At 46.9% G+C, this 22,946-nt stretch carries 22 protein-coding genes and 7 tRNA genes; 8 read left to right on the plus strand and 21 right to left on the minus strand.

Translation table 11 applies throughout. From position 1 onward, the window contains the following. Nucleotides 1-13: 13 nt before the first annotated feature. The 6 genes from CSD97_RS15275 to CSD97_RS15300 all read right to left on the minus strand — a co-directional run bounded on the left by CSD97_RS15275 (nt 14) and on the right by CSD97_RS15300 (nt 4,387). Nucleotides 14-880 carry a DUF3737 family protein gene (locus CSD97_RS15275; protein ID WP_008663303.1) on the minus strand — a complete coding sequence of 289 codons (867 nt, stop codon included), beginning with the start codon at nt 878-880 and terminating at the stop codon, nt 14-16. A gap of 22 nt (nt 881-902) precedes the next feature. Then, a complete protein-coding gene (locus tag CSD97_RS15280; protein WP_005825403.1) occupies nt 903-1,466 on the minus strand; it encodes a sugar O-acetyltransferase in 564 nt (187 codons plus the stop codon). 21 nt (nt 1,467-1,487) lie between these two features. Next, complete coding sequence (locus tag CSD97_RS15285; protein ID WP_008663300.1) at nt 1,488-2,078, minus strand: cyclophilin-like fold protein; 591 nt, start codon at nt 2,076-2,078, stop codon at nt 1,488-1,490. Between the two features lie 129 nt (nt 2,079-2,207). After that, nucleotides 2,208-3,023 (minus strand): carboxymuconolactone decarboxylase family protein, encoded by an 816-nt coding sequence (locus CSD97_RS15290; protein WP_080707057.1) that lies wholly within the window; start codon nt 3,021-3,023, stop codon nt 2,208-2,210. Between the two features lie 11 nt (nt 3,024-3,034). After that, on the minus strand, nt 3,035-4,030 hold the full coding sequence (locus tag CSD97_RS15295) for a flavin reductase (RefSeq protein WP_005825407.1): 996 nt from the start codon (nt 4,028-4,030) through the stop codon (nt 3,035-3,037). 283 nt (nt 4,031-4,313) lie between these two features. Beyond that, a tRNA-Asp gene (locus tag CSD97_RS15300) sits at nt 4,314-4,387 on the minus strand. 165 nt (nt 4,388-4,552) lie between these two features. On the opposite strand from CSD97_RS15300, the gene CSD97_RS15305 reads away from it, so the two are divergent. Beyond that, a complete protein-coding gene (locus CSD97_RS15305) occupies nt 4,553-5,869 on the plus strand; it encodes a pyridoxal phosphate-dependent aminotransferase (protein WP_098032642.1) in 1,317 nt (438 codons plus the stop codon). A 28-nt stretch (nt 5,870-5,897) separates the two neighbouring features. On the opposite strand, the gene CSD97_RS15310 is transcribed toward CSD97_RS15305, so the two are convergent. Continuing rightward, on the minus strand, nt 5,898-7,478 hold the full coding sequence (locus CSD97_RS15310; protein WP_005836538.1) for a SusD/RagB family nutrient-binding outer membrane lipoprotein: 1,581 nt from the start codon (nt 7,476-7,478) through the stop codon (nt 5,898-5,900). A gap of 20 nt (nt 7,479-7,498) precedes the next feature. Then, nucleotides 7,499-10,606 carry a SusC/RagA family TonB-linked outer membrane protein gene (locus tag CSD97_RS15315; protein ID WP_057098074.1) on the minus strand — a complete coding sequence of 1,036 codons (3,108 nt, stop codon included), beginning with the start codon at nt 10,604-10,606 and terminating at the stop codon, nt 7,499-7,501. Between the two features lie 140 nt (nt 10,607-10,746). On the opposite strand from CSD97_RS15315, the gene CSD97_RS15320 reads away from it, so the two are divergent. Beyond that, entirely contained in the window at nt 10,747-11,340 is a 594-nt protein-coding gene (locus CSD97_RS15320; protein ID WP_057098102.1) for a YqgE/AlgH family protein, read from the plus strand. On the opposite strand, the gene CSD97_RS15325 is transcribed toward CSD97_RS15320, so the two are convergent. From CSD97_RS15325 to recR, 3 genes are read right to left on the minus strand one after another with little or no spacing between them, the layout of a single operon-like run. Beyond that, nucleotides 11,333-11,869, minus strand: a complete 537-nt coding sequence (locus CSD97_RS15325; protein WP_057098075.1) for a GNAT family N-acetyltransferase — start codon at nt 11,867-11,869, stop codon at nt 11,333-11,335. The genes CSD97_RS15320 and CSD97_RS15325 overlap by 8 nt on opposite strands. 13 nt (nt 11,870-11,882) lie before the next feature. Next, complete coding sequence (locus tag CSD97_RS15330; protein WP_057098076.1) at nt 11,883-12,341, minus strand: hypothetical protein; 459 nt, start codon at nt 12,339-12,341, stop codon at nt 11,883-11,885. Between the two features lie 49 nt (nt 12,342-12,390). Beyond that, nucleotides 12,391-13,008, minus strand: coding sequence for a recombination mediator RecR (gene recR / locus CSD97_RS15335; protein WP_005824669.1), 618 nt, complete (start codon nt 13,006-13,008; stop codon nt 12,391-12,393). A gap of 175 nt (nt 13,009-13,183) precedes the next feature. On the opposite strand from recR, the gene yihA reads away from it, so the two are divergent. Both yihA and CSD97_RS15345 read left to right on the plus strand, forming a co-directional pair. Beyond that, on the plus strand, nt 13,184-13,792 hold the full coding sequence (yihA, locus tag CSD97_RS15340; protein WP_005836522.1) for a ribosome biogenesis GTP-binding protein YihA/YsxC: 609 nt from the start codon (nt 13,184-13,186) through the stop codon (nt 13,790-13,792). Nucleotides 13,793-13,803: 11 nt separating this feature from the next. Continuing rightward, the gene (locus tag CSD97_RS15345) at nt 13,804-14,400 is read left to right on the plus strand and encodes a DUF4923 family protein (protein WP_057098077.1); all 597 of its coding nucleotides are present in this window, start codon (nt 13,804-13,806) and stop codon (nt 14,398-14,400) included. A gap of 72 nt (nt 14,401-14,472) precedes the next feature. Here CSD97_RS15345 and CSD97_RS15350 read toward each other — a convergent pair. From CSD97_RS15350 to CSD97_RS15385, 8 genes are all read right to left on the minus strand, one after another. Continuing rightward, nucleotides 14,473-14,545 (minus strand) — tRNA-Gly (locus CSD97_RS15350). A gap of 32 nt (nt 14,546-14,577) precedes the next feature. Continuing rightward, nucleotides 14,578-14,659: transfer RNA gene (locus CSD97_RS15355), tRNA-Leu, on the minus strand. 27 nt (nt 14,660-14,686) lie between these two features. Further along, nucleotides 14,687-14,759, minus strand: a tRNA-Gly gene (locus CSD97_RS15360). Nucleotides 14,760-14,773: 14 nt separating this feature from the next. Then, nucleotides 14,774-14,857, minus strand: a tRNA-Leu gene (locus CSD97_RS15365). A 40-nt stretch (nt 14,858-14,897) separates the two neighbouring features. After that, nucleotides 14,898-14,982 (minus strand) — tRNA-Leu (locus tag CSD97_RS15370). 28 nt (nt 14,983-15,010) lie between these two features. Then, nucleotides 15,011-15,083 (minus strand) — tRNA-Gly (locus CSD97_RS15375). Between the two features lie 111 nt (nt 15,084-15,194). Continuing rightward, nucleotides 15,195-16,340, minus strand: a complete 1,146-nt coding sequence (gene nspC, locus CSD97_RS15380) for a carboxynorspermidine decarboxylase (RefSeq protein WP_005836519.1) — start codon at nt 16,338-16,340, stop codon at nt 15,195-15,197. Nucleotides 16,341-16,541: 201 nt separating this feature from the next. Further along, nucleotides 16,542-18,896, minus strand: a complete 2,355-nt coding sequence (locus CSD97_RS15385; protein WP_098032643.1) for a UvrD-helicase domain-containing protein — start codon at nt 18,894-18,896, stop codon at nt 16,542-16,544. A 144-nt stretch (nt 18,897-19,040) separates the two neighbouring features. Here CSD97_RS15385 and CSD97_RS15390 point away from each other — a divergent pair, with 144 nt between their 5' ends. Both CSD97_RS15390 and CSD97_RS15395 read left to right on the plus strand, forming a co-directional pair. Next, nucleotides 19,041-19,661: a superoxide dismutase gene (locus CSD97_RS15390; RefSeq protein WP_005828364.1), complete on the plus strand. Its 621-nt coding sequence runs from the start codon at nt 19,041-19,043 to the stop codon at nt 19,659-19,661. Nucleotides 19,662-19,827: 166 nt separating this feature from the next. Continuing rightward, nucleotides 19,828-20,436, plus strand: coding sequence for a thiamine phosphate synthase (locus CSD97_RS15395; protein ID WP_005836515.1), 609 nt, complete (start codon nt 19,828-19,830; stop codon nt 20,434-20,436). Between the two features lie 19 nt (nt 20,437-20,455). On the opposite strand, the gene CSD97_RS15400 is transcribed toward CSD97_RS15395, so the two are convergent. After that, nucleotides 20,456-21,340, minus strand: coding sequence for a HAMP domain-containing sensor histidine kinase (locus tag CSD97_RS15400; RefSeq protein ID WP_005836513.1), 885 nt, complete (start codon nt 21,338-21,340; stop codon nt 20,456-20,458). A 466-nt stretch (nt 21,341-21,806) separates the two neighbouring features. Continuing rightward, nucleotides 21,807-22,259, minus strand: coding sequence for a helix-turn-helix transcriptional regulator (locus tag CSD97_RS15405; protein ID WP_098032644.1), 453 nt, complete (start codon nt 22,257-22,259; stop codon nt 21,807-21,809). A gap of 145 nt (nt 22,260-22,404) precedes the next feature. Between CSD97_RS15405 and CSD97_RS15410 the strand changes: the two genes are divergently transcribed. Together CSD97_RS15410 and CSD97_RS15415 are read left to right on the plus strand one after the other, a co-directional pair. Continuing rightward, the gene (locus tag CSD97_RS15410; RefSeq protein WP_098032645.1) at nt 22,405-22,596 is read left to right on the plus strand and encodes a hypothetical protein; all 192 of its coding nucleotides are present in this window, start codon (nt 22,405-22,407) and stop codon (nt 22,594-22,596) included. Between the two features lie 18 nt (nt 22,597-22,614). Beyond that, a complete protein-coding gene (locus CSD97_RS15415) occupies nt 22,615-22,932 on the plus strand; it encodes a hypothetical protein (RefSeq protein ID WP_098032661.1) in 318 nt (105 codons plus the stop codon). Nucleotides 22,933-22,946 lie beyond the last annotated feature (14 nt).

A 22,946-nucleotide genomic window follows, 5' to 3' on the forward strand; every position in this document is an offset into this window, starting at 1 on the left:
ATTTGCAAAGGCATCAGTCGGTGAAACAAGTTTTCTCGTCCCAAAGCTTCAACTCACAGTCGGCAGGTGCCTTTATATTTTCATCGAGAATGATTTCCCCATAGCTTTCGGCAGTGATACTGCCTGTCCGTGGATTCTTCACCCCACCTATCGCCCCCTTGATGGTTGCCTGCACCGAACTGTATTCGAAAGCCCGGTCGCAGTCGGGACCAAAGGTACAATTCTCCAATACGAGGTCGTGGGCATAGCAGAGCGGTTGCTCACCGGTTATATGGCAGTTCACCAACCGGAGATTGTGCGAATGCCAGCCGAGATATTCGCCATTGAGTTCGGAATCGTAGATTGTCACATTCTCCACCTCCCAGAAAGCATCCTTTGTAGTGACTTTGGCATTGCGCAACTCTACATTCTTCACATACTGGAAAACGTATTTGCTGTCGCTCTCCAATCCGTCTATGCGGATGTCGCTACTGAACATGAACGGATAAGTTCCTCCATGCAACTTCAGATTTCTGATGTTCAGATTCTGGCAACGCCAGAATACTTCATCGGCATCGTTCATCTCTACATTCTCAATTTCGATGTCGTGCATCTCGCGGAACATTTTGGGTGCGTCGATACGCGTATCGGTCATTTTCAGATGGTCGGAATACCACAGTGCCGAACGCCCGCCGACATCGAAAAAACAACGGTCGATTACAAACCCGTGAACATGCCAGAAGGGGTAATTCCCTTCGAATCGACAATTGACAGCTTCGATGTTGCTGCATTCCTTGATGGCTGATTCTCCGGCATGGATAATTACATTCTCCAAACGTAAGTCATGTGATTCAAACAAAGGTCTTTCTCCACCGAATGCTGTATTTGATATTATTCTCATCTTGTTTTCAATGTTATAATTATTACTCTATTCTCTTTATCAATTTCGCGGGGACACCGCCTACTATTGTATTCGCTTCCACATCTTTCGTCACAACCGCTCCAGCTCCCACCACAGCATTGTCACCGATTGTCATTCCTGGAAGAATCGTCGCATTAGAACCTACCCAGACATTCCTACCCAATACAATCGGTGCCGGATAGGTAGTTTGGCGTTCTTCCGGAGGCAAACCATGATTGAGCGTTGCAAAGACTACATTATGCCCGATTTGGCATCCGTCACCGATTATCACACCACCATGGTCCTGAAAATGACAGCAGGCATTAATAAATACGCCTTCGCCCACTGTAATATTCTTCCCGAAATCGGTATAGAACGGTGGGAATACCCGGAACGATGACGGGACTTGATAACCGAACAATTCGGAGAGTAACCCACGTACCTCGTCCGGTGTATGATATGCCGTGTTCAGCCGGAAAGTGATGCGTCTGGCTTCATTGCTCATTTTGTCCATAAAGCGATGTATCTCCTCCGTATCAAGCGCTTGACGCGTCTTTACATATTCCTTGAATTCGTTCGTAGTCATAGTGCCCTTATTAATCCATTCTTATCTTCTTTCAAATCTCACAAGTATATCTCCGGGCACACTCAACATTTCAATGCCATTGCCATCAACACGACCGATTTTAATCAAAGTATCACTATAAGACCCATTCTTACAAAAAATTGCCACATTTCCCCATGGGGCATAGATGGTTATATCACCGGCAATAGGAGCACAGCCACGCGTAACACCTTCAATTGCCAGAGCCGGAGAGGGATAGAAGATTTTTTCTGTAGTATTATTGTAATCATTCAACGTAACCTCCAATGGCAGACGAGCAAGAAAATCCTGTGTGGCGGCATTGTCCTCCATAGTGGCAGTAATGGTACGATTGCTAACCATGATATTTACCTGCAATGAAGATACATCCGGAACTTCGGATTCATTCTCATCTTCCCCACCCGATGGTCCGGAAAGTTCAGGATGTTCGGGTGTAAACGGTTCATCACCTGAATCTTCGCAGGCTGCCATTGCCAGAACGGTCATCAGCATCATAGAAATTAATAGTAATTTTTTCATATTCATCTTTCTGTTGATTTTATAATTATCTTTAGGATTATTAATGATGATGCAAAAATAGGCAGTATCCGTCATATGCCGTGTAGACAAATCCCCGGTATCTATACCCAAATTACGGATTATGCTTTTCCTCCGGCTACTAAATCATGGTCCTATAAAGCAAAAACTCCCGCAATCGTTTAAATTACAGGAGTTTGGATGGTATTACTTAAGTTTATCGTATTCTTCATCCGTCACCGGTTCCAGCCACTCATTAGAAGTATCCTCACCGGGAACTTCGAAAGCAAGATGGGCAAACCAACCATCAGAAGCGGCACCGTGCCAATGCTTCACATTTGCAGGGATATGGATAACCGTACCGGGTAGAATCTCTACTGCCTGCTTGCCTTCTTCTTGATACCATCCACGACCGGCAACACCGATAAGCATCTGCCCACCGCCTTTAGTAGCGCGGTGTATGTGCCAGTTATTGCGACAACGAGGCTCGAAAGTGACGTTAGAGATGGAAACCTGCTCGCGTGAAACGGGAGCAAGATAACTGTTGCCTATGAAGTACTGTGCATATGCAGTGTTCGGTTCCCCAATGGGGAAAATCATTTCACGCTGGAATGCGGCTTTGGCATCTTCACCGGCAGTGTCCTCTGCCCATACACCTTTGGCCAGATTAAACGCTGCCCACGCTTTGGGCCAACCGGCATAAAAACCGATATGGGTGATGATTTCGGCAATCTCCGTACGGGTAATACCGTTCTTCTTTGCCGACTGAAGGTGGAACACGAGCGAATTATCCGTGATACCCTGACTGATAAGAGAGGTAATGGTTACTAAACTACGGTCACGCAGACCGAGTTTGTCGGTGCGGCTCCAGACCTCGCCAAAGAGGACATCGTCGTTTAGTTCCGCAAATTTAGGAGCAAACTCACCCAACTGGGTGCGTCCTGCTGTCTGTACTATCTTTTCTTGTGCCATAACATTGAGTGTTAAAATGCTGAATACTGAAATTAAAAAAATCTTGTTCATAGTCGTTCTATTTATTGCATGAAGTTATTGAGCTTGTTAGCCGGATTAAGTGGCGTCTGGTCAGACAAGACCAATGATTTGACCATGCGCAACGTTCCTTGCTTGTATTTCTGAAAGTGTTCTGATGCAATATGTTTTACATAAGCCGCATGGCTCGCATAGGTTTCGAGAATAGTCACCTTGCAGGGATTCTCCTTCTCGCCGACCGCATACATAGTCAGCACGCCCGATTCGGTACGCAGAGAGATTTCGCCTACTTCGGTTGCGTATTTCATATACTCGTCGAGATACTGCGGATAAACCTCGATTTTCGACAACCGCACGATACCGTCAGCACTCATCGGCTCTTTGGCGCACATACCCGGCCGCTTATCCAGATTCAGGCATTTGCCGATAATCTCTCCCGTGGCAAGGTAGGAATAGGTCGGAAATTCAAACAATACGGGTTTCAGCTTCGTATAGTCAAGTTTCCCGTTATTATCAAGCACTTCAGGAGCAGCGTATGTATTGACTATCGCACAAATGAAATTGTCGAAACCTTCAGTTTCATAGATGTCTACCACCTCACACTCCATGGTGAGGGGTGATGCGTCTATAACGGGGGTACCGTTTTCGCCAATATGGTAGGCAAACACCTCCGACTTATCGACCGTCGCACCGCTTACACTTCCCACATAGTCAGCTTTCGGCAATATTTCACGACTCACTAGATTGACGGAAAGTCGTTTTGAGTCCTTTATCCCTTGATTAGTGTAATGGCTTTTACTCATGCTGATGAGTATCCGGTCATGTCCAATAACACCCGTATGCCCTACCACTAGCCAGTTTACTTTCCCTTCAACCTCTGCCCCGACAACCGTCATCGGCTTGGGATAGAGCGCCAACAGATTTCCGAGATTTTTCTTGTTCGTTTCCATTATATTGGGTTGAACGGTGTTCTCCTTTACGGGAATACTGCACGACATTATGACAAGCAGTGACAGAACTCCTAAAATTGTTTTTGTCATACGTTATATTACTCTATTTTTCTTGCTAAACTTCTGATGACAAAGGTACCGCGATAGCACAAGCGAAGGTGTATATGATTTACGGATATTTGTACCCGAATTCCCGATTATACCGCAAGAAAGTTCAAGTTCATCAGATGAGTATAGTAAGACTGGCAGAAATCCCACGAATAATCCCACGCATGATTTGTTTTTAATCGTTATTCTTGCCGATACAGAAAACAAAAAAAGCTCTGAAATCCTTGAATTTCAGAGCTTTGCTTTAATTTTCTATTTGCTTTCGCGGTGCGTACGGGACTCGAACCCGTGACCCCATGCGTGACAGGCATGTATTCTAACCAACTGAACTAACGCACCATTATTTCATTCTTTCGTTGCTATCTCTCTCGATTGCGGTTGCAAAGGTAGACAAAATTCTTATATCTGCAATAGCTTGAAAGAAAAAAAATCATCTTTTTTTTAACATAGCTTGATTATAAGAGATTTATGTTACCTTTGCAAAACTAAATTAATATTGAAATCATGAGAAATACTCCTATTGAACGTAAGTTGATAGATGAAACTATCGCAGATTTTCATATCACAGACTTTGCCAAAGCAACCATCCGTGAAGTAAAAGCCATTGCAGCCAATGCCGAAGCGGCATCGGGTGTGGAATTCATAAAAATGGAAATGGGTGTACCCGGACTCCCCCCCTCAGCCGTCGGCGTAAAGGCCGAGGTGGAGGCATTGCAGAATGGTATTGCCAGCCTCTACCCGGACATTAACGGACTTCCCGCCTTGAAAGAGGAAGCATCACGTTTTATCAAAGCCTTTATCAATGTAGATGTAGCCCCCGAAGGTTGTGTACCAGTTACCGGCTCCATGCAAGGAACTTTCGCTTCATTCCTCACATGTAGCCAGTGCGATGAGAAAAAGGATACCATTCTCTTCATCGATCCCGGTTTCCCGGTACAGAAGCAGCAGTTGGTCGTGATGGGACAGAAATATGAAACCTTTGACGTATATGACTACCGTGGCGACAAGTTGAAAGCGAAGCTGGAAAGTTACCTCAGCAAAGGCAATATCTCTGCCATCGTCTATTCCAATCCCAACAACCCCAGCTGGATTTGCCTGAAAGAAGAAGAGTTGCGCATCATCGGCGAACTGGCAACCCAATATGACGTCATTGTGCTGGAAGACCTCGCCTACTTTGCCATGGACTTCCGCCAAGACTTGAGCAAACCGTTCCAAGCGCCTTACCAACCTTCTGTGGCACACTATACGGACTATTACGTGCTGCTCATTTCCGGTTCCAAAGCTTTCAGCTATGCCGGTCAACGTATCGGTGTCAGCTGCATTTCGGACAAACTGTATCACCGGGCCTATCCCGGGTTGACACAACGCTACGGCGGCGGCACCTTCGGCACAGTATTCATCCACCGCGTACTCTATGCGCTCTCCTCCGGCACCAGCCACTCTGCGCAGTATGCTCTTGCCGCCATGCTTAAAGCAGCCAATGAAAGTCAATACAACTTCCTTGATGAAGTGAAAGTATACGGTGAGCGTGCCCGCCGCCTGAAAGAAATCTTCTTGCGCCACGGTTTCCACTTGGTATACGACAATGATTTGGGTGATCCCGTTGCCGACGGTTTCTATTTCACCATCGGTTATCCGGGCATGAGTAGCGGAGAACTTGCGCGGGAACTAATGTACTACGGTGTAAGCGCCATTTCGCTGGTGACCACCGGAAGCCATCAAGAAGGATTGCGTGCCTGCACTTCCTTTATCCAAGACCATCAGTACGACCAGTTGGACGAACGTATGGCGATTTTTGCCGAGAATCACCCCATCCAATAAAAAATATCCCTATATAAATAAGGTATCTCTACCAGTTGATGCCGGTATCCCACCACAATCGGGAACCGGCATTGTCATCCCCACCCAGTGCCTCTACCAAAGCGGCATACTGCTCGGCATTCTCCGTCTTCAGTCCGCCGGGAAAGTTCAGACGGCGAATCATTGTCTCAGTATCTATGCACCCGTCTTTACTGTGATTAAAGCGTACGGGGAATAGCCGGGGATACCCCGTCCGGCGCTGTTCAGCCCAAGCCTCACACCCTTCGGGAAACATGGCAATCCATTTTTGGGTAATAATCTTCTCCAGTTTCGTATCCCTATCCGCTGACTCCAGCCAGCGTGGCGAAACTTGGCAACGGGCGGTAATATCATTCTCCATATCGTAGGTATCCACAAAATCGGCAGGCAACAAGTCGCTCTCCAGATAAGCGTCAGACTGCAAGATGCCATACTGACGGAAAGAAGCCATTACCCCTTCTTCATAGCAGGTTTTCGCCGACTCATCGGTCCATCCCCGTAGGGCAGCCTCGGCACGCAGGAACCAGACTTCTGCTGCCGGCATCAACACTGCATCAGTCTGCTGGGTGACTTTCAATTTTGAGAGTGTATTATAATAGTTATGTGCAAAGCATGTACCCTGACGAATGCCGCGATACTCGCCTGCAAACTGTTCATTCTGGCAAGTGGCAAAATAGATTTCACGACGGGGATCTTCATATCCGTTCAGTATGGACTCCATCGGCGCTCCCATATAAGCTTCATTCCAAACAAGGTTTATCTCGCCCAACGGATTGGTATATCCACTCGCCGTGGAAACCGCCACCGACTCGTCCGCCTCCCGAATGACTCCGTATTCATTATCCATCGCTTTACGGAATTCCGTTTTTGCCTTCTCCGGACTGGCTACCGCAATGCGCATGGCAAGCCGCATCCGCAACGAATTGGCAAACTTTATCCAAGAGTCATAATCACCGTCCAACAACATATCGAAACGCGCAAACTCCGAAGCTCCCGGATGCTCGACAATATAATCGGAAAGTACAGCAACAGCCGTATCGAGTTCACAGAAAAAGGCACTATAGACCTCTTTCTGCGTGTCAGGCATATAACGGGCTTCGGGATCGGCAAAATGACTATACACAATAGGGCCGTAATAGTCCGTGACACGGTGCATCACTTCCACCTTCAGTATCTTGGTAATGCCGAAAAAGGCAGGCATACGGTCACGTGTGGCATTCTCCGACTGATATATCTGCGGGAAAACATACTCATAGGTATGTCCCCACATGGCGCTGTTCCATCCATCCTGCAAGTTGTAGTCCGAATTGTGCGAACCTCCATTCAGAGGCTTGGCATCGTGCATGTAACCGCTGAACATGTCGGCATTCAAATTCTGGGTCAATTGAAAAGGCCAGTTCTTCCCTTTTCCGTAGTCGTAATTGAAATAGATGCCTTGCTGGATGATTCCAAGACGGATGCCATGTTCGTTATAGTCGGCCTGCAAGTCCTCGTCCGTCACGCCGGACTTGTCCGTATTGATTTCCTTAAAGTCTCCCGTACAAGCCAGAAACACGAAAACCATGCCAATCAGTACTATAATCCTCTTCATATCAAGTCTCCCTCCCCCTCTTAAAATTCACACTTCAAAGAAAATCCCCAACTACGCGTGGTAGGCATACCGTAGACTTCAATTCCCTGGTTATCATTGCCCGTAGAGAGTACCAGGTCAGGGTCGAAAGGCGCCTTTTTGTAGAAGAAGAACAAGTTGCGTCCCGAAAAGGACAGTTGTGCCCGCTTGAGGACTTTGGTCTTTTCCATCCAGGCTGCAGGCAGTTGGTAGCCCACGGACAGCTCACGCAGCCTGATGTTCGTGGCATCATACATATAATATTCCGTCACCCCGGCCCGTCCGCCTACAACATTCTTATAAAATCCTTTCACATTATCTATCCGGTTACCTTCAAGCATTACATAACCTTTGTCTCTGGCCCGGGCCGTGACTTCAGAAACGCCATACATATCCATATCCGCCTGCGTCTGGGACAAAATATCGCCTCCAAAGCGACAATCCACCAGAAAATAGAAAGAAAAATTCTTGTAAGACAGCATATGATTCCAGCCCAGCATCAGTTTTGGATTGGCATTGCCCACTTTCACCGTATTGCCATCACCTTCCACCAAAGGCATGCCGGTATTGTCTCCTTCCGTGCCGTAAACGATATTGCCCGCATCGTCACGTACAAAAGCTTTTCCGTAGATGTCACCGATAGAGCCCCCTTTCACCAATTTCATGGCATAACTGGACGAGAAGCTGGTAGGACCGTAAAGAAACTCCTTCAGCGCTTCGTGCAGTGAAATTATCTTGTTGCGGTTGGTAGAGAAGTTTACCTCTGTTTTCCACTTGAAATGGTTTGTCAGCAAAGGAACGGCATCCAATGAAACCTCCCACCCCACATTCTGTATATTACCCGCATTGACATAACGGTAGGCATATTTATCGCCCGACAGAGTGGGAAGCTTGAAGAACTGGTTCCGGGTATTCGTCTTATAGAAAGTGGCATTCAAACCAATGCGGTTCTTTAAAAAACGCGCTTCTATACCCGCCTCAAAGGAATGCGTCATCTCCGGTTCCATATCCTTGAACGGCGCGGCATCACTTGCCAGGAACTCTCCACCCGCCGTGATATGCGAGGAAGGATTTGTGATGAACATGGGAATATCATTGCCCACCATGCTGTATGCCCCCCTTATCTTTGCCAGTGACACCCATCGGGGTAAAGTCATCAGCTTATTGAATATCAGCGAAAATCCCACGGAGGGATAGAAGAACCCGCTTTTCTCATGAGATGTATAAGCCAGCGTGGAGGACCAGTCATTACGGGCCGACAAATCAAGATAGACAAACTCGTTGTAGCCCAGTTGTGCCGTCGCAAACAAGGACTGCAATTGGCGCCGCGCATCAATCTTCTGGTCCAGCCCAGCGGAACCATTCATGATGATATTGGCCAGATTGAACACATTGGCATATTTCAGCGAAGCTGTTTTAGAGTCATAGCGGGTGGAGTTCACTGTCTTGTCATTGATACTGGCACCGAGCGCCGCGTTGAGAGAGAATGCATCCCACTGCTTTTTCATCATCAGTATGGCGTCTCCGTAATATTGGGTTTCCTGATAGTCCATCTCGATATAACGCCCATTGGCTCCCGCTAACGCCGGAGCGGTAGAGGCATAGAACTGCTGGCGCACCTTGTCGTTAATATAGTCTACATTGCCACGGGTCTGCAGGCTTAACCAATCGTTTATCTTCAGATTGGCAGATAAGGAGACTATGACATGCATACGGTTCTCCTTGCTCAATATGCGATTGGTAATCCAGTAGGGATTCTGCTCAAAATCCTCGTAGGAGGTATGCCAATTCTGTATGTTCAGGTTTCTACCCTCATCATAAACCTCGAAGTTCTCCTTATAATAAGAAATATCCTCACCCCGTGGAAAACGGTAGAGCCCCACCAAAGGATTCATGTAGAAACCACCCACGGTAGGCTTGTTCTTCACCACCTGGCGCATCAAGTTCATACTGCCATCTAACTTCAGACGGGAATTCAACAGAACGGAAGTCTCTCTGAAAGTGAGGTTGTGCTTCGAAAGGTTATGTTTCCCAATGATGCCATGCCCCGTAGTATTGGCATAGGAGAAATAGTTCTGCAACTTCTCATTGCCGTGACTCAAGGAGATGGAAGTTATGGAGGTGACACCAGTAGAGAAGAAGTCTCTCAGATTATCATATTCGGGAAGGTTTGCCCGTTCTCCCCAACTGTCCACACCGTCACTTACTCCATAGCGGTTCTGCATCTTGGGTAGTGCAAAAGCATTGTCGAACATCAGGCTCGTCGAGAAAGAAACACTGCGCTGCCCGTGCGACTGCCCCTTCTTTGTAGTAATCAGTATCACCCCATTGGCGGCCTGACTACCATACAAAGCTGCCGCTGGAGCTCCTTTCAGGATACTGATACTCTCTATATCCTCAGGATTCAGATTGGAAATGCCATCTCCTCCGTCACGGTTGCCGGCATTGGCCGTTCCACCTATGGCAGAGTATGCTTGCTCGGAAGTGGAGTTCAGAATGGGAACACCGTCTATCACATACAGCGGTTGGTTGTCACTCGCCACCGAGCGGATTCCACGGATACTGACTTTGGCTGAGGCTCCCAGACCGGAAGAAACCTGATTAACACGCACACCTGCCGACTTGCCGGTCAACGAAGTAATTAAGTTGGGCATTTTTACTCGCGTCAACTCCTCGTTTTTTATTAAATCTGTGGCGTAAGAAAGAGAATTTTCTTTCTTTTCGATACCCAAAGCGGTAACAATAACGTTATCCAGCTCTATCATATCTTCTCTTAGCGTGATATGAAAGGTCGAACGTCCTTCCACCTCAATATCCTGGGAAATGTAGCCGATAAACGAAACACGAAGCACTGCATTATCGGCAACCACCAGAGTGAATTTTCCTTCCGAATCCGCTATCGCACCATTGGCAGTTTCTTTCTCTTGAATAGTGGCACCGGCCAACGGAAACCCGCTTTCATCCAGCACACGGCCACTTATCATCACTTTAGAAAGCTGTATTTCAGAATGTCCCGGACGCTGCATACGCTCCATAAAATCCTCCGGGCAATCCGTCCATCCTATAGAAAACAGCCCTAAAATTAACGTATATAATGTAGTATATTTCATTGCATTAAATTGCCAATTACTTGCAAACTTAAGTATTTTCTCCGAATAAAAAAAGCCATAAAATCTGAGAAAAGAAACTTTTAAAATGAAAAACAGCGAAGAACTTTGGTTTATTGTGGAATATTATGTATATTAGGGGCATGTATAGCAATATAAATCTATTCAAGATAGAAACAAACCATGTGGTTCCTGCCCGGGGAAAGGTCTTGATTTCCGAACCCTTTTTGTGTGACCATATGTTTGGACGATCCGTCATTCTACTGGTGGACCATACACATGACGGCACAATGGGACTGGTTCTGAACAAACCGCTCCCCCTATTCTTGAATGATGTGCTGAAAGACTTCGACTGCCCGGAAAACATACCTATCTATAAAGGAGGACCGCTCAGCACAGATACGTTGTTCTATCTACACACGCTCGAGGGTATTACCGGAGCGCTGTCCATCGGCAAAGGCTTCTACCTGAACGGTGACTTTGAAGCCATTAAAAACTACATCATGCAGGGAAATCCCGTTCAAGGCAGAATCAGATTCTTCTTGGGATACTCCGGCTGGGAGTACGAACAACTGGGCCGGGAAATTGAAGAAAACACCTGGCTGGTAGGCAAAGAAAACATCAGTTCGCTAATGAACGAGGCGGCCAGCGGCACACTCTGGAAGAAGGCATTGTGCAAGCTGGGAGCAAAATATGAAATATGGTCGCGTTTCCCTCAGATTCCAACGCTCAATTAGCGCTTCGGAGAAGTTGCAACAGCACGACATCCTTATAGCATCCTCCTACGCGCCACCACTCCTTCAAAAGCCCGCAACGCACAAAACCGCAGGATTCAAAAAGGCGGATACTTGCCTCATTATCCACCGAGATATGGACTATCAACTGTTTCAGATACAAGAAACTGAAAACATAGTCGCACAGCAAACGCAGCGCTTCCTTGGCATAACCATTGCCCTGATACTCCTTCCGTATGGCAATGCCCACCTCTCCCCGGGCATGCATGGGAGAAAACTCTGTAATATCGATGGTACCTATCAGCGCATCATCCTCTGCACGTACAATCATCATACGCAGCTGGCGGTCGGCAAACATATCGCATTCGGAATTCTCAATATATTGTTTCAAGACAAATCTGGAATAGGGTACGGTGAAGTTCGTCACATCCCAAGTCTGGGAATCATTCTCCATAGCATACATCACTTCCAGGTCTTCCGGCTCCATAGCACGGAGACGCACCCTTTCACTGCAGAAATAAGATTTATTCATATCTTCCAGTCGGTTACATTTCTTCTTCTTTATTGATATGCAGTTCTTTACGCAGGCGTCCCTCACCCGGTAGGCAGAACAGAGAAGCCGTCAGTCCTATCAGTGCACACAGTGCACCCGTACTGCTCAACATGATATAATAGGTGAAAAAGCCTGCAAGCACCGGTATGGCAAGCAATGCCAGCCGCACGCCACTCCACAGCGCATAGAGGCGGAGGGCTTCGGGAAGCGTCACTACATCTATTTTCCGGATTAATACCCATGAAAAGAGTTTCAAGGCTATGGGTACGCAAGAGGCAGCCAGCAGAATGGTTACCGTCTCGGCCATATAGGTGGCACGTACATCTCCGGCATACATACCTACCCATTCGCCTCCGGTTTCTCCAAGCAGGACGAGCAGGATGGGAAGCATCCAGAAATAGGCAAAAGTTGTTCGGACACGCGCTGCGGTCTTCTTTATTTGTTCTTCCATTTAGTAAATTGATAGTGGATAATGAATAATTGATAATGGCCCCAAACAATCAGGCAGTTCCGGAAAATGGAGTGCGGTTCACAATACTGCGTCCCAGAGTCACTTCATCCGTATACTCCAATTCGTCACCGATGGAAATGCCACGGGCTATGACGGAGAGCTTCACGCCCAGTTTTTCCAGCTTGCGGTAGATATAAAAGTTGGTGGTATCTCCCTCCATCGTCGTGCTCAGCGCAAGAATCACTTCATTGATGCCGCCGGCGGCTACCCGCCGCACAAGACTTTCTATCTGCAAGTCTCCGGGGCCAATGCCATCCATCGGCGAGATGACGCCTCCCAGCACGTGATACAAACCACGGAACTGTTGTGTGGCTTCCACAGCCATCACATCGCGGATGTTCTCTACCACACAAACCACAGAGGCGTCCCGTTGCGGACTGGAACAGATACGGCACGTCTCCGTATCTGATATATTATGGCATACCTTGCAATATTTCACTTCATGCTTCAGCGTCACGATGGCATTGCCGAACGCTTCCACCACTGCCGTATCCTGGCGGAGCAGGTGAAGAACCAGCCTCATAGCCGTCTTGCGTCCCACTCCGGGCAACTTGGCAAACTCATTTACCGCCTTCTCCAATAATGTAGAGGGAAACTGTCCATTCATACTTAAAATTCTCCTATTGGCCACAAAGATAGTGCAAACCGAATGCAGAATAAAATGAACTCGTTCATTTTTTATGCTGAGGTGCAGCCTATCTTCGCTTTCTGGGCAAAGATAGTGCAAACTTATGAAATTAGTGCTACCTTTGCCACACGTAAAACCCCAAAAAGGCAATAAAATGGATATTACAAACGCTGAATTCGTCATCAGTAACACAGACGTGCGGAAATGCCCCACCGGTACATTTCCCGAATATGCTTTCATCGGACGCTCCAACGTAGGAAAATCCAGTCTCATCAATATGCTGACCGGGAGAAAAGGGCTCGCCATGACCTCTGCCACACCGGGAAAGACCATGCTCATCAACCATTTCCTCATCAACAAGAGCTGGTACATTGTAGACCTTCCGGGATACGGCTACGCCAAACGGGGACAGAAAGGGCAGGAACAAATCAAACGTATTATAGAAAGTTATATACTGCAACGCGAACAGATGACTTGTCTGTTTGTTCTTATAGATAGCCGGCTGGCTCCCCAAGCCATCGACCTCGAGTTTACGGAATGGCTGGGCGAGAACGGTGTACCCTTTGCCATCGTCTTCACAAAGGCCGACAAACTGAAAGGCGGCAGACTGAACACCCACATCAACGAATACCTGGAACAGTTGAAGGAACAATGGGAAGAGCTGCCCCCCTACTTCATCACCTCTTCTGAAAACCGCATGGGACGGAAAGAACTGCTGGACTATATCGAAAGTATCAACAAAAGCCTGAATAGCAAACAATAGAAATAAGTAAAATGAAAAGATTAGTTTTTTGGCAACTGTTTGTTGCCGCACTACTGCTGACCAGCAATAGTCATGCACAATCCATCAAGGATTTGTTCAACAAAGAAAATATAGAGAAGGCGGTAAATGCCGTGACCGGCAAGTCAACAGCGGATATGACCGGCACTTGGTCGTATACCGGCTCCGCCATTGAATTCGAATCGGACAACCTGCTGCAGAAAGCCGGCGGTGCCGTTGCCGCCACAGCCGCAGAAAAGAAACTGGACGAACAGCTTGCCAAAGTAGGCATCAAAGCCGGGCAAATGTCATTCACATTCAACGCCGACAGCACATTCAGCGCCAAAGTAGGGCAAAAGAGCATGAAGGGAAGCTACTCCTACAATGCATCCACCCAAAAGGTCAACTTGAAATTCGCCAAGCTGATAGGTATGAATGCCAAGGTCAACGCTACCTCCACAACTATGGACCTGCTGTTCGAATCGGACAAGCTACTGAAACTGATAACCTTCCTCTCCAGCAAAAGCAGCAACTCCACTCTGAAGAGTATCGGCTCGCTGGCCAACAGCTACGACGGAATGATGCTCGGATTCTCATTACAGAAACTGTAACAACAACTTCCATACAACAAAAAAATCCCGCAAGCACCGAACAATGCTTGCGGGATTTTTTTATCTGAAAAGAGCGGAAAACGAGACTCGAACTCGCGACCCTAACCTTGGCAAGGTTATGCTCTACCAACTGAGCTATTTCCGCATTGGATGACTCTCCTTTTTTGAGGAGTAAAGTGCCCAGAACAGGACTCGAACCTGCATGCCTCTCGACACACGCACCTGAAACGTGCGCGTCTACCAATTCCGCCACCTGGGCATAAGTCATCTTCAATACATCTGAAAGAGCGGAAAACGAGACTCGAACTCGCGACCCTAACCTTGGCAAGGTTATGCTCTACCAACTGAGCTATTTCCGCAATGTATAAAAGCGTGAAGAGAAGGAGACTCGAACTCCCACGACATAATTGTCACTACCCCCTCAAAGTAGCGCGTCTACCAATTCCGCCACCTCTCCAACTTACTTTCAACAATTCAAAGAACCGACTGCTTTACCTTGGTGCCCAGAACAGGACTCGAACCTGCATGCCTCTCGACACACGCACCTGAAACGTGCGCGTCTACCAATTCCGCCACCTGGGCATAGGTAATTGCAATCTAAACTGCGTTGAGCGGAAAACGAGACTCGAACTCGCGACCCTAACCTTGGCAAGGTTATGCTCTACCAACTGAGCTATTTCCGCGATTGCGGATGCAAAGGTAGATATTTTCCTTAAACCTGCAAACATTCCGCAGACTTTTTTCACACAGAAAAGTGTACATTTTCGCCAGGCATACAAGCAGACTTTTGATTATCAACTCATTCGCCCACGATAATCTTCATAAGAAAATTGCTTGAAAACTTCAGCTTTTCCTTCTTTTGTCCACATTGCAATGGCCGGATGGTGAATTCCATTGAACATATTCGTCTTTACAGTGGTGTAATGTATCATGTCCTCAAAGACGATTCTCTCCCCTATCTGCAGCTCATGGTCGAAACTCCACAGTCCCATATAGTCGCCGCTCAAGCAGGAGTTTCCTCCAAGGCGATAGACGTAAGGGCCCGCATCGCCCATCTCCGCTCCACGCACTGCAGGCTGATAGGGCATCTCCAGACAATCCGGCATGTGGCACGTAAAGCTAACGTTGAGAATGGCGGTACGAATGCCGCGGTTTTCCACGATGTCCACTATCTCCGAGCTCAGCACACCGGTCTGCCAAGTAAAAGCGGAACCGGGCTCAAGAATGATTTGAAGATGTGGATAGCGCCCCTTCAAGCCCTGCAACAGACGGACAAGATGCTCTACATCATAATCCTTACGCGTCATCAGATGCCCGCCTCCTAAATTCAACCACTTAATCTGTGAGAACCAGCGGGAGAATTTTCCTTCCAAGTGCTCCAATGTGTGTTCCAGCTCGTAGGAAGAAGACTCGCAGTGACAATGACAGTGAAAACCTTCAATACCCGCCGGAAGTTCTTCGGGAAGCTGGTCGGCCATTACACCGAAGCGAGTACCGGGTGCGCAGGGATTATAAAGCTCCGTTTCCACCTCAGAGTATTCAGGATTGATACGGATACCGCAGGAAATGCCGCTTCCCTCCGCCACCACTACCGGATAAAAGCGGTGGAACTGCGAAAGCGAATTGAAAGTAATATGGCTGCTGCACCGCATTATCTCCGGAAAATCGACCTCGGTATAGGCAGGCGAGTACGTATGTGCCTTACTTCCGAACTCCTCCAATGCCAGACGGGCTTCGTAGACGGAACTTGCCGTAGAGTGGTCTATATACTCCCTGAAAATGGGAAAGGAACGCCACATGGCAAATGATTTGAAAGCGAGGATTATCTCCACACCTGCGCGGTCGGCCACACTTTTTATCAGTGCGAGGTTCTTTCTCAGCAATCCTTCTTCCATAATATAGCAGGGAGAAGGGAAAAGGGAAAAGTCTTTATTTGTCATTTTATATATATTTTTTTTACCATTTATGATTCCATCCTAATAAACACGCCGCAAGGGGTTGACAAGCCCTCTCCAACGATTTAGTAAAACTTCGGAGAAGATTTACTAAATCGTCCTCCTCATTTTAGTAATTCTCCGGGGAATATTTAGTAAAACAGATGCCGCCCTTCTGCAAAGTCATTCTTTTGTAAACAATATTCATCACCCTATAACTTTGAAACGCGCGAAGCGCAGCAAAAGTTGTTTGTCTCCCGCATTCTTGAAGCGGATGGTGGCTTTCGCATTGTCTCCTTCGCCCTCCACTTTCAAAACTTCACCCAGGCCGAAACGTTCGTGCTCTATCAGTTGTCCCTGCTGTACACGGTTGGCAGACGCGCCGGCAGAAGGCGATGTACTTGCCGTATTTGCAGAAGGCGCCACCCGTTTCAGGTTACGTGGAACGGTCGGCGCAATAATCTGCTGCTTCGGCCGTACAGACACACGCTCTTTTCCTCCATACGGAGCATCTTCCTTATCAGGCGCAAAGCCTCTGGCGTTCTCCCTGCGGAAAACGGCAGCTTCCTCCTCTACCCTGCGGAACATTCCCGCATCCTGAGGCAGGCGCAGGAACCGTACGTCTATATCCTTCAGAAAACGGCTGGGACTGCCAAACTCCATCTTACCGTACCGGAAACGCGTCTTTGCATACGATAGGAAACAGTGTTCTTCGGCACGTGTGATGGCTACATAGAACAGCCGCCGTTCTTCCTCCAATGCCCGGGGAGAGTCACCCACCATGCTGCTGGGAAAAAGATTCTCCTCCATCCCCACTACAAACACATTCTTGAACTCCAATCCCTTGGCCGAATGTACAGTCATCAGGGTTATCTTCTCATCGTCCCCATCCTTATCCGAATCCTGGTCGGTAAGAAGGGAAACTTCCGAAAGGAAGTCACCCAACAACACGTTCGGGTTTCCTTCCTCCTGCCGTTGGGCACAAAAATCACTCATACCGTTCACCAGCTCCTCTATATTCTCCTTACGGCTCAGATTCTCGGGAGAGTTGTCCTGACACACATCATTGATGATGCCCGATTGGCGAATAATGTCGGCACCGATCTCGTAGGCATTCTTCTCCGCAGCATCTGTGATAAAGGCGGATATAAGTTCGCGGAATGCCTGCAACTTTCCCACCGTACCTTTATTGAAGTTCAAGCCATACGCCAACGGCTCACAAAGCACGGTCCACAAACTTACATTGTGCCCGGTGGCGGCAGCAATGATTTTTCCCACTGTCGTATCTCCGATACCACGCGCAGGATAATTGATAATACGCTTGAAAGCCTCTTCATCATTGGGATTCACTATCAGACGGAAGTAAGCGATTACATCTTTGATTTCCTTGCGTTGATAGAACGACAAGCCTCCGTAAATACGGTAAGGCATACTGCGTTTGCGCATGGCTTCCTCAAAGATACGGCTCTGCGCATTGGTACGGTAGAGTATCGCAAAATCAGAGTAGGCATAGCGCTTTTCACGCCGCAGTTCAGCTATCTTATTCACCACAATATCCCCTTCTTCCACATCACTGTATGCCTGGTACACACCAATGGCCTCTCCCTTCTCCTTTTCCGAGAACACTTCCTTGCGTATCTGCCACTGGTTCTTTTCTATCAGGCTGTTGGCCGCGCGGACAATGGTCTGGGTGGAACGGTAATTCTGCTCCAGCTTGAAGACCTTCGTATCGGGATATACTTTCGTAAAGTAGAGAATATTGTCAATATCGGCACCACGGAAGGAGTAGATACTCTGTGCATCATCCCCCACCACACAGACATGCTGATGGTTCTTGGCAAGTTGCAGCACGATGCTGTGCTGTGCAAAATTGGTATCCTGATACTCATCTACCAGAATGTAACGGAACTGGTCCTGATAACGCGCCAACACCTCGGGGTGGTCCCGGAACAGCAGGAATGTGTAGAACAGCAAATCGTCGAAGTCCATCGCATCTGCCTGCCGGCAACGCTCCCAATATCTCTGGTAGATGTCGCGAAGCGCCGGAACCTTGGCTGCACGGTCTCCTTCGTAAGCCTCCTTGTTGTTGGCATAGCCTGCCGGAGAAACCAGATGATTCTTGGCATTCGAGATACGCGCCTGCACCATCCCCGGCTTGTACACTTTCTCATCCAGCCCCATTTCCTTGATAATGGAACGTATCAAGCTTTTACTGTCTGCCGTATCGTAAATGGTAAACTGCGAAGTGAAGCCGATATACCCGGCCTCGACATGCAGAATGCGCAGGAACATGGAGTGAAAGGTTCCCATCCACAGATGGCGCGCCCTCTCCGGCCCCACCTGACGGGCTATACGCTCCTTCATTTCGCGCGCCGCCTTGTTGGTAAAGGTCAATGCCAGAATGTTCCAAGGCTGGTAGCCATTCTCCAGCAGATAAGCAATCTTGTAGGTCAGCACGCGCGTCTTTCCCGAACCGGCACCGGCTATCACCAGTGACGGACCGTCATTGTATAACACCGCGTTCCGTTGTCCTTCGTTCAGTTCCTCTATATAATCGGGCATATCCGTATAATCTTAAAATGATGATATTTTTTCTTCCTTTGTTTTTACGGAGGCAAAGATAAAAAAAGCTTCGGAGACGTACGAACATTTCTATAGGTTATAGTGTTTATATAGTAAAGTTCCAAAATTAAATAATTGAAACTTATGAATACAATATTAACGATTTTAATGATAACAGTTATGACTTACGAAATGCCAAAACTTCCCTACACCAACAATGCACTGGAACCTGTAATCAGTCAGCAAACCATAGATTACCACTACGGTAAACATCTGCAAACCTATGTGAACAACCTCAACAACCTCGTTCCGGGAACGGAATTTGAAGGCAAAGACCTGGTAACCATTGTTGCCACAGCACCGGACGGTGCCATCTTCAACAATGCAGGACAAGTGTTGAACCACACATTATACTTCTTACAGTTTGCTCCGAAGCCTGCCCACAGCGAGCCTACCGGCAAGCTGGCAGAAGCCATCAAACGCGACTTCGGCAGCTTTGAGAATTTCAAGAAGGAATTCAACGCGGCAGCTGTCGGCTTGTTCGGCTCCGGATGGGCTTGGTTGTCTGCCGACAAGAACGGCAAACTCCACATCACCAAAGAAGCCAACGGTAGCAATCCGGTACGCGCCGGTCTTGTTCCGCTACTCGGATTCGACGTGTGGGAACATGCCTACTATCTTGATTACCAGAACCGCCGTGCCGACCATGTGAACGAACTGTGGAGCATCATCGACTGGGATGTAGTAGGTAAAAGACTGAAATAAGTAACAAGGTCCCACTAAACATGTTAATGACGCATTCTTGAGCAACTAAGGTTCAAGAATGCGTTTTCTTGTTTAAAATAGCCATCTAACATATTTTAAAGAAATTCTTTGGCTTCTACCATAAGTATTCATTAACTTTGCTAAACTTAAAAGTTAAACAAAAGAAATGAAACTCATCGTAGTAACAGCACCCACATTTTTTGTGGAAGAAGACAAGATTATCACGGCACTATTCGAAGAGGGGCTGGATATTCTACATCTGAGGAAGCCGGAAACTCCCGCCATGTATTCAGAACGGCTTTTAACGCTGATACCCGAAAAATACCATAAGCGCATCATTACCCATGAGCACTTCTACCTGCAGGAAGAGTTCAGCCTGATGGGGATTCATCTAAACACCCGCAATCCCAAAGAGCCCCACGACTATTCGGGCCACATCAGTTGCACCTGCCATTCACTGGACGAAGTGCAGAACAAGAAGCATTTCTATGACTATCTGTTCCTAAGCCCGATATATAATTGCATCACAAAGTCCGGAGTCACGTCCGGCTTCACAGCCGAAGAGTTGCGGCAAGCAGGAAAAAGTAAGGTCATAGACAGTAGAGTCATGGCTTTGGGAGGCATTACTCCCGACAACATACTGGAGATTAAGGATTACGGATTCGGTGGTGCCGTTGTAATGGGTGACTTATGGAATAAATTCAATGCCTGCACCGACCGCGATTATCTGGAAGTAATCCGCCACTTCAAGAAGTTGAAGAAAATGGCTGATTGAGCCTTCTTGGACTGGCAAATCAAAATTTACCGTACTCTTTGTATTCAATACCGGCAGGCAACGTGAAATAGAAGGTGGAGCCTTCCCCTTTCTTAGACTCCACACCGATACCTCCCCCATAGTGCTCCACAATAGATTTGGTGATGGAAAGCCCCAACCCCGTACCTTTGATATTGTAGTTCATCTTCACAAACCGTTCAAAGATGGCATGTCTTCCCACTTCATCGATACCACAGCCTGTATCTGCCACATAAAAATAGAAGTTATGGTTGCTCAATCTCCTGCAACCGATTTTCACACTGCCCATCTCCGTAAACTTCAAGGCGTTCCTCACCAAGTTACCTATGACTTGGGCAAAACGCACGCGGTCCACCACCAAACGGCATTGAGGCAACCGTTCTACAAACTCCACCTGAATGCCCGTGGGATGCGAGCGCATATTCTCCGTCGTACAGACTTCATCAATCAGCGCGTTTACATCCACTTCTCCATCGTTATATTCCAGAGTATTTGCCTCAATCTTCGAGTAGTCCAGCAAGTCATTGACCAGTTGCAGCAGCGAGTCCTTGTTATCATTAATCTCCTTCAGAAAAGCCATACGGGTTTCTCTGTCCAGATCATCCATTTCGGCAAGCATAGTTGTAAAGCCTACAATGGCATTCAAAGGAGTACGAATTTCGTGAGTCATATTAGCGATGAAAGCATTCTTCAGCTGGTTGGATTCTTCGGCAACCTCATTGATGCGCTGCAACGTCTTCAACCTTTTGCTCTTGCTGATGGAAATGATTATCATGATGACCAAAAGCAGAATGACAATTATCCCAAAACTATATACCAATGCTTCATTATTCTGATAGAAGTCATTCGTCCAAACATCGTATGCTGCCGTAATTGTCAATATCATCGTTTTTTGCTTGCTTATTGGAAACTATAAAATTATGGGAAGCAAATATACTAAAGAAAATACAAATAAATTAATAGAAACTACAGTTTTTTCCAACAAAATAGGCCGCATGCCATTACCAAGTAAAGCATGCAGCCCATAAATGTCATTATTCAGTATTATTGAAATCAGCCTTCAATGGCAGCCTGCGCCCCTCTTTCGATAAGTTGATTATCAGAAGTTTCCAACACATTTGTATGTGTTTGGTATGTGTTTTGAGGGCTCAGACTGAATTTTGTTTGAAATATGGCGATTACTCTTCAATAGCAGCTTGGACCGCTTTAGTTTAGTTTTGAATATCAAAGAATTACATACTATTTGTATGTGTTTGGTATGTTCTCTGATATATAAAAACATTTTTTGAAGACTAACCATTGTACGTCCTGCAATGCGAACATCGCACGTACATATTATATAATATTGAGTATTACCTCCTTTCTTCTAAAAGTTTTATAATTCTGTCCTTGTCATTCAAATGGGATTCAAGGCGTGTTATTTGCGTATTCAGATTTGCTATCTGTTCCTTCAAAAGCTTGATGGCTTCCTTTTGGGATTCTACTTCCGCACGCTCCTTAGATAGCTGCAATGCCAGTTCCGCTTCACCTATTATATTATGGGCACTTCCATGTAAGGAGACCGCCGCCAAATAAGCGGAAATCTGCTGCGGAATGGAGCAGAAGAAAGAGAAGAAATTGCAATCCAAGGCCTCGCTCACCTTGACAAGTCGGCTCGTTTCCATGGTTTCCCTCTCCAAGATACGGTTTACGTGCTGCTGCGGTACGCCAATCCTACGTCCCAACTCCGATTTGGAGAGTCCGAGTTCGACACGCCGTTTCTCAATTTCGGCACCCACATGCACGTGTCTGATGTTTATTTCCATAGGTTTCAATCATTAAATAGAGATTAAACTAAAAAATATCAAATATTTATTTGGCTACATAAACATTATTGTGTTACTTTGCAAGCGTTGCACACTTGATTAGTGTATGCAAAGTTAAATATTAAACATTAAACAAGCAAGTATTATGGCAGAAAATGTGGTAAAAATCCGTCCCGCTCTTACCGCCCTCAAAATCGGCGAGTCAATCACCTTCCCCATTTCCAAGTTGAAAAGCGTTCGTACCCAAGCCTCCGAGTTGGGAGCCATTTACAACCGGCAGTACAAGACCCAAACCAACAGGGAGAACATGAGTATCACCGTAAAACGTATTGATTGACGGTCTAATAGCATGGATATGAAAATACTCCAAGTTTTAGACCGGCTGATTCCATACGATGCCTTTCTAAACGACCTTGCGGCCAGGATTGTCAGGATGATTAAGGCAGACAGCAATGACCCCGAATTTGTTAGCCAAAGAAAGGCATACGAATTGTTCGGGCGACGCAATGTCGAACGATGGAAACGGCAAGGGAAAGTGGAATCTTACAAAAGGCCGGGAAAGGTGGAATACAGGACTTCAGATCTTCGCCTTTTGCAGCGAACCGTACAGGATTACATAGAACCTCCATCACAAGAAGAGAGTGGAAACAACCGGGAAAAACAGAAAATGTAAACAATAATATGGCT

It is taken from the genome of Bacteroides sp. AR29 (genome assembly GCF_900217715.1).
Classification (GTDB): Bacteria; Bacteroidota; Bacteroidia; order Bacteroidales; family Bacteroidaceae; genus Bacteroides; species Bacteroides uniformis.

Bases quoted from the DNA above. Each gene is read 5' to 3' on its own strand.
- CSD97_RS15405 (WP_098032644.1), bottom strand. From the start codon at position 22,259: ATGGAAATAAACATCAGACACGTGCATGTGGGTGCCGAAATTGAGAAA.
- nspC (WP_005836519.1), bottom strand. From the start codon at position 16,340: ATGACAAATAAAGACTTTTCCCTTTTCCCTTCTCCCTGCTATATTATG.
- CSD97_RS15305 (WP_098032642.1), top strand. From the start codon at position 4,553: ATGAGAAATACTCCTATTGAACGTAAGTTGATAGATGAAACTATCGCA.
- CSD97_RS15290 (WP_080707057.1), bottom strand. From the start codon at position 3,023: ATGAACAAGATTTTTTTAATTTCAGTATTCAGCATTTTAACACTCAAT.
- CSD97_RS15395 (WP_005836515.1), top strand. From the start codon at position 19,828: ATGAAACTCATCGTAGTAACAGCACCCACATTTTTTGTGGAAGAAGAC.
- CSD97_RS15385 (WP_098032643.1), bottom strand. From the start codon at position 18,896: ATGCCCGATTATATAGAGGAACTGAACGAAGGACAACGGAACGCGGTG.
- CSD97_RS15325 (WP_057098075.1), bottom strand. From the start codon at position 11,869: ATGAATAAATCTTATTTCTGCAGTGAAAGGGTGCGTCTCCGTGCTATG.
- yihA (WP_005836522.1), top strand. From the start codon at position 13,184: ATGGATATTACAAACGCTGAATTCGTCATCAGTAACACAGACGTGCGG.
- CSD97_RS15345 (WP_057098077.1), top strand. From the start codon at position 13,804: ATGAAAAGATTAGTTTTTTGGCAACTGTTTGTTGCCGCACTACTGCTG.
- CSD97_RS15285 (WP_008663300.1), bottom strand. From the start codon at position 2,078: ATGACGGATACTGCCTATTTTTGCATCATCATTAATAATCCTAAAGAT.
- CSD97_RS15310 (WP_005836538.1), bottom strand. From the start codon at position 7,478: ATGAAGAGGATTATAGTACTGATTGGCATGGTTTTCGTGTTTCTGGCT.
- CSD97_RS15400 (WP_005836513.1), bottom strand. From the start codon at position 21,340: ATGATATTGACAATTACGGCAGCATACGATGTTTGGACGAATGACTTC.
- CSD97_RS15295 (WP_005825407.1), bottom strand. From the start codon at position 4,030: ATGACAAAAACAATTTTAGGAGTTCTGTCACTGCTTGTCATAATGTCG.
- CSD97_RS15390 (WP_005828364.1), top strand. From the start codon at position 19,041: ATGAATACAATATTAACGATTTTAATGATAACAGTTATGACTTACGAA.
- CSD97_RS15330 (WP_057098076.1), bottom strand. From the start codon at position 12,341: ATGGAAGAACAAATAAAGAAGACCGCAGCGCGTGTCCGAACAACTTTT.
- CSD97_RS15315 (WP_057098074.1), bottom strand. From the start codon at position 10,606: ATGAAATATACTACATTATATACGTTAATTTTAGGGCTGTTTTCTATA.
- recR (WP_005824669.1), bottom strand. From the start codon at position 13,008: ATGAATGGACAGTTTCCCTCTACATTATTGGAGAAGGCGGTAAATGAG.
- CSD97_RS15410 (WP_098032645.1), top strand. From the start codon at position 22,405: ATGGCAGAAAATGTGGTAAAAATCCGTCCCGCTCTTACCGCCCTCAAA.
- CSD97_RS15415 (WP_098032661.1), top strand. From the start codon at position 22,615: ATGAAAATACTCCAAGTTTTAGACCGGCTGATTCCATACGATGCCTTT.
- CSD97_RS15320 (WP_057098102.1), top strand. From the start codon at position 10,747: ATGTATAGCAATATAAATCTATTCAAGATAGAAACAAACCATGTGGTT.
- CSD97_RS15280 (WP_005825403.1), bottom strand. From the start codon at position 1,466: ATGACTACGAACGAATTCAAGGAATATGTAAAGACGCGTCAAGCGCTT.
- CSD97_RS15275 (WP_008663303.1), bottom strand. From the start codon at position 880: ATGAGAATAATATCAAATACAGCATTCGGTGGAGAAAGACCTTTGTTT.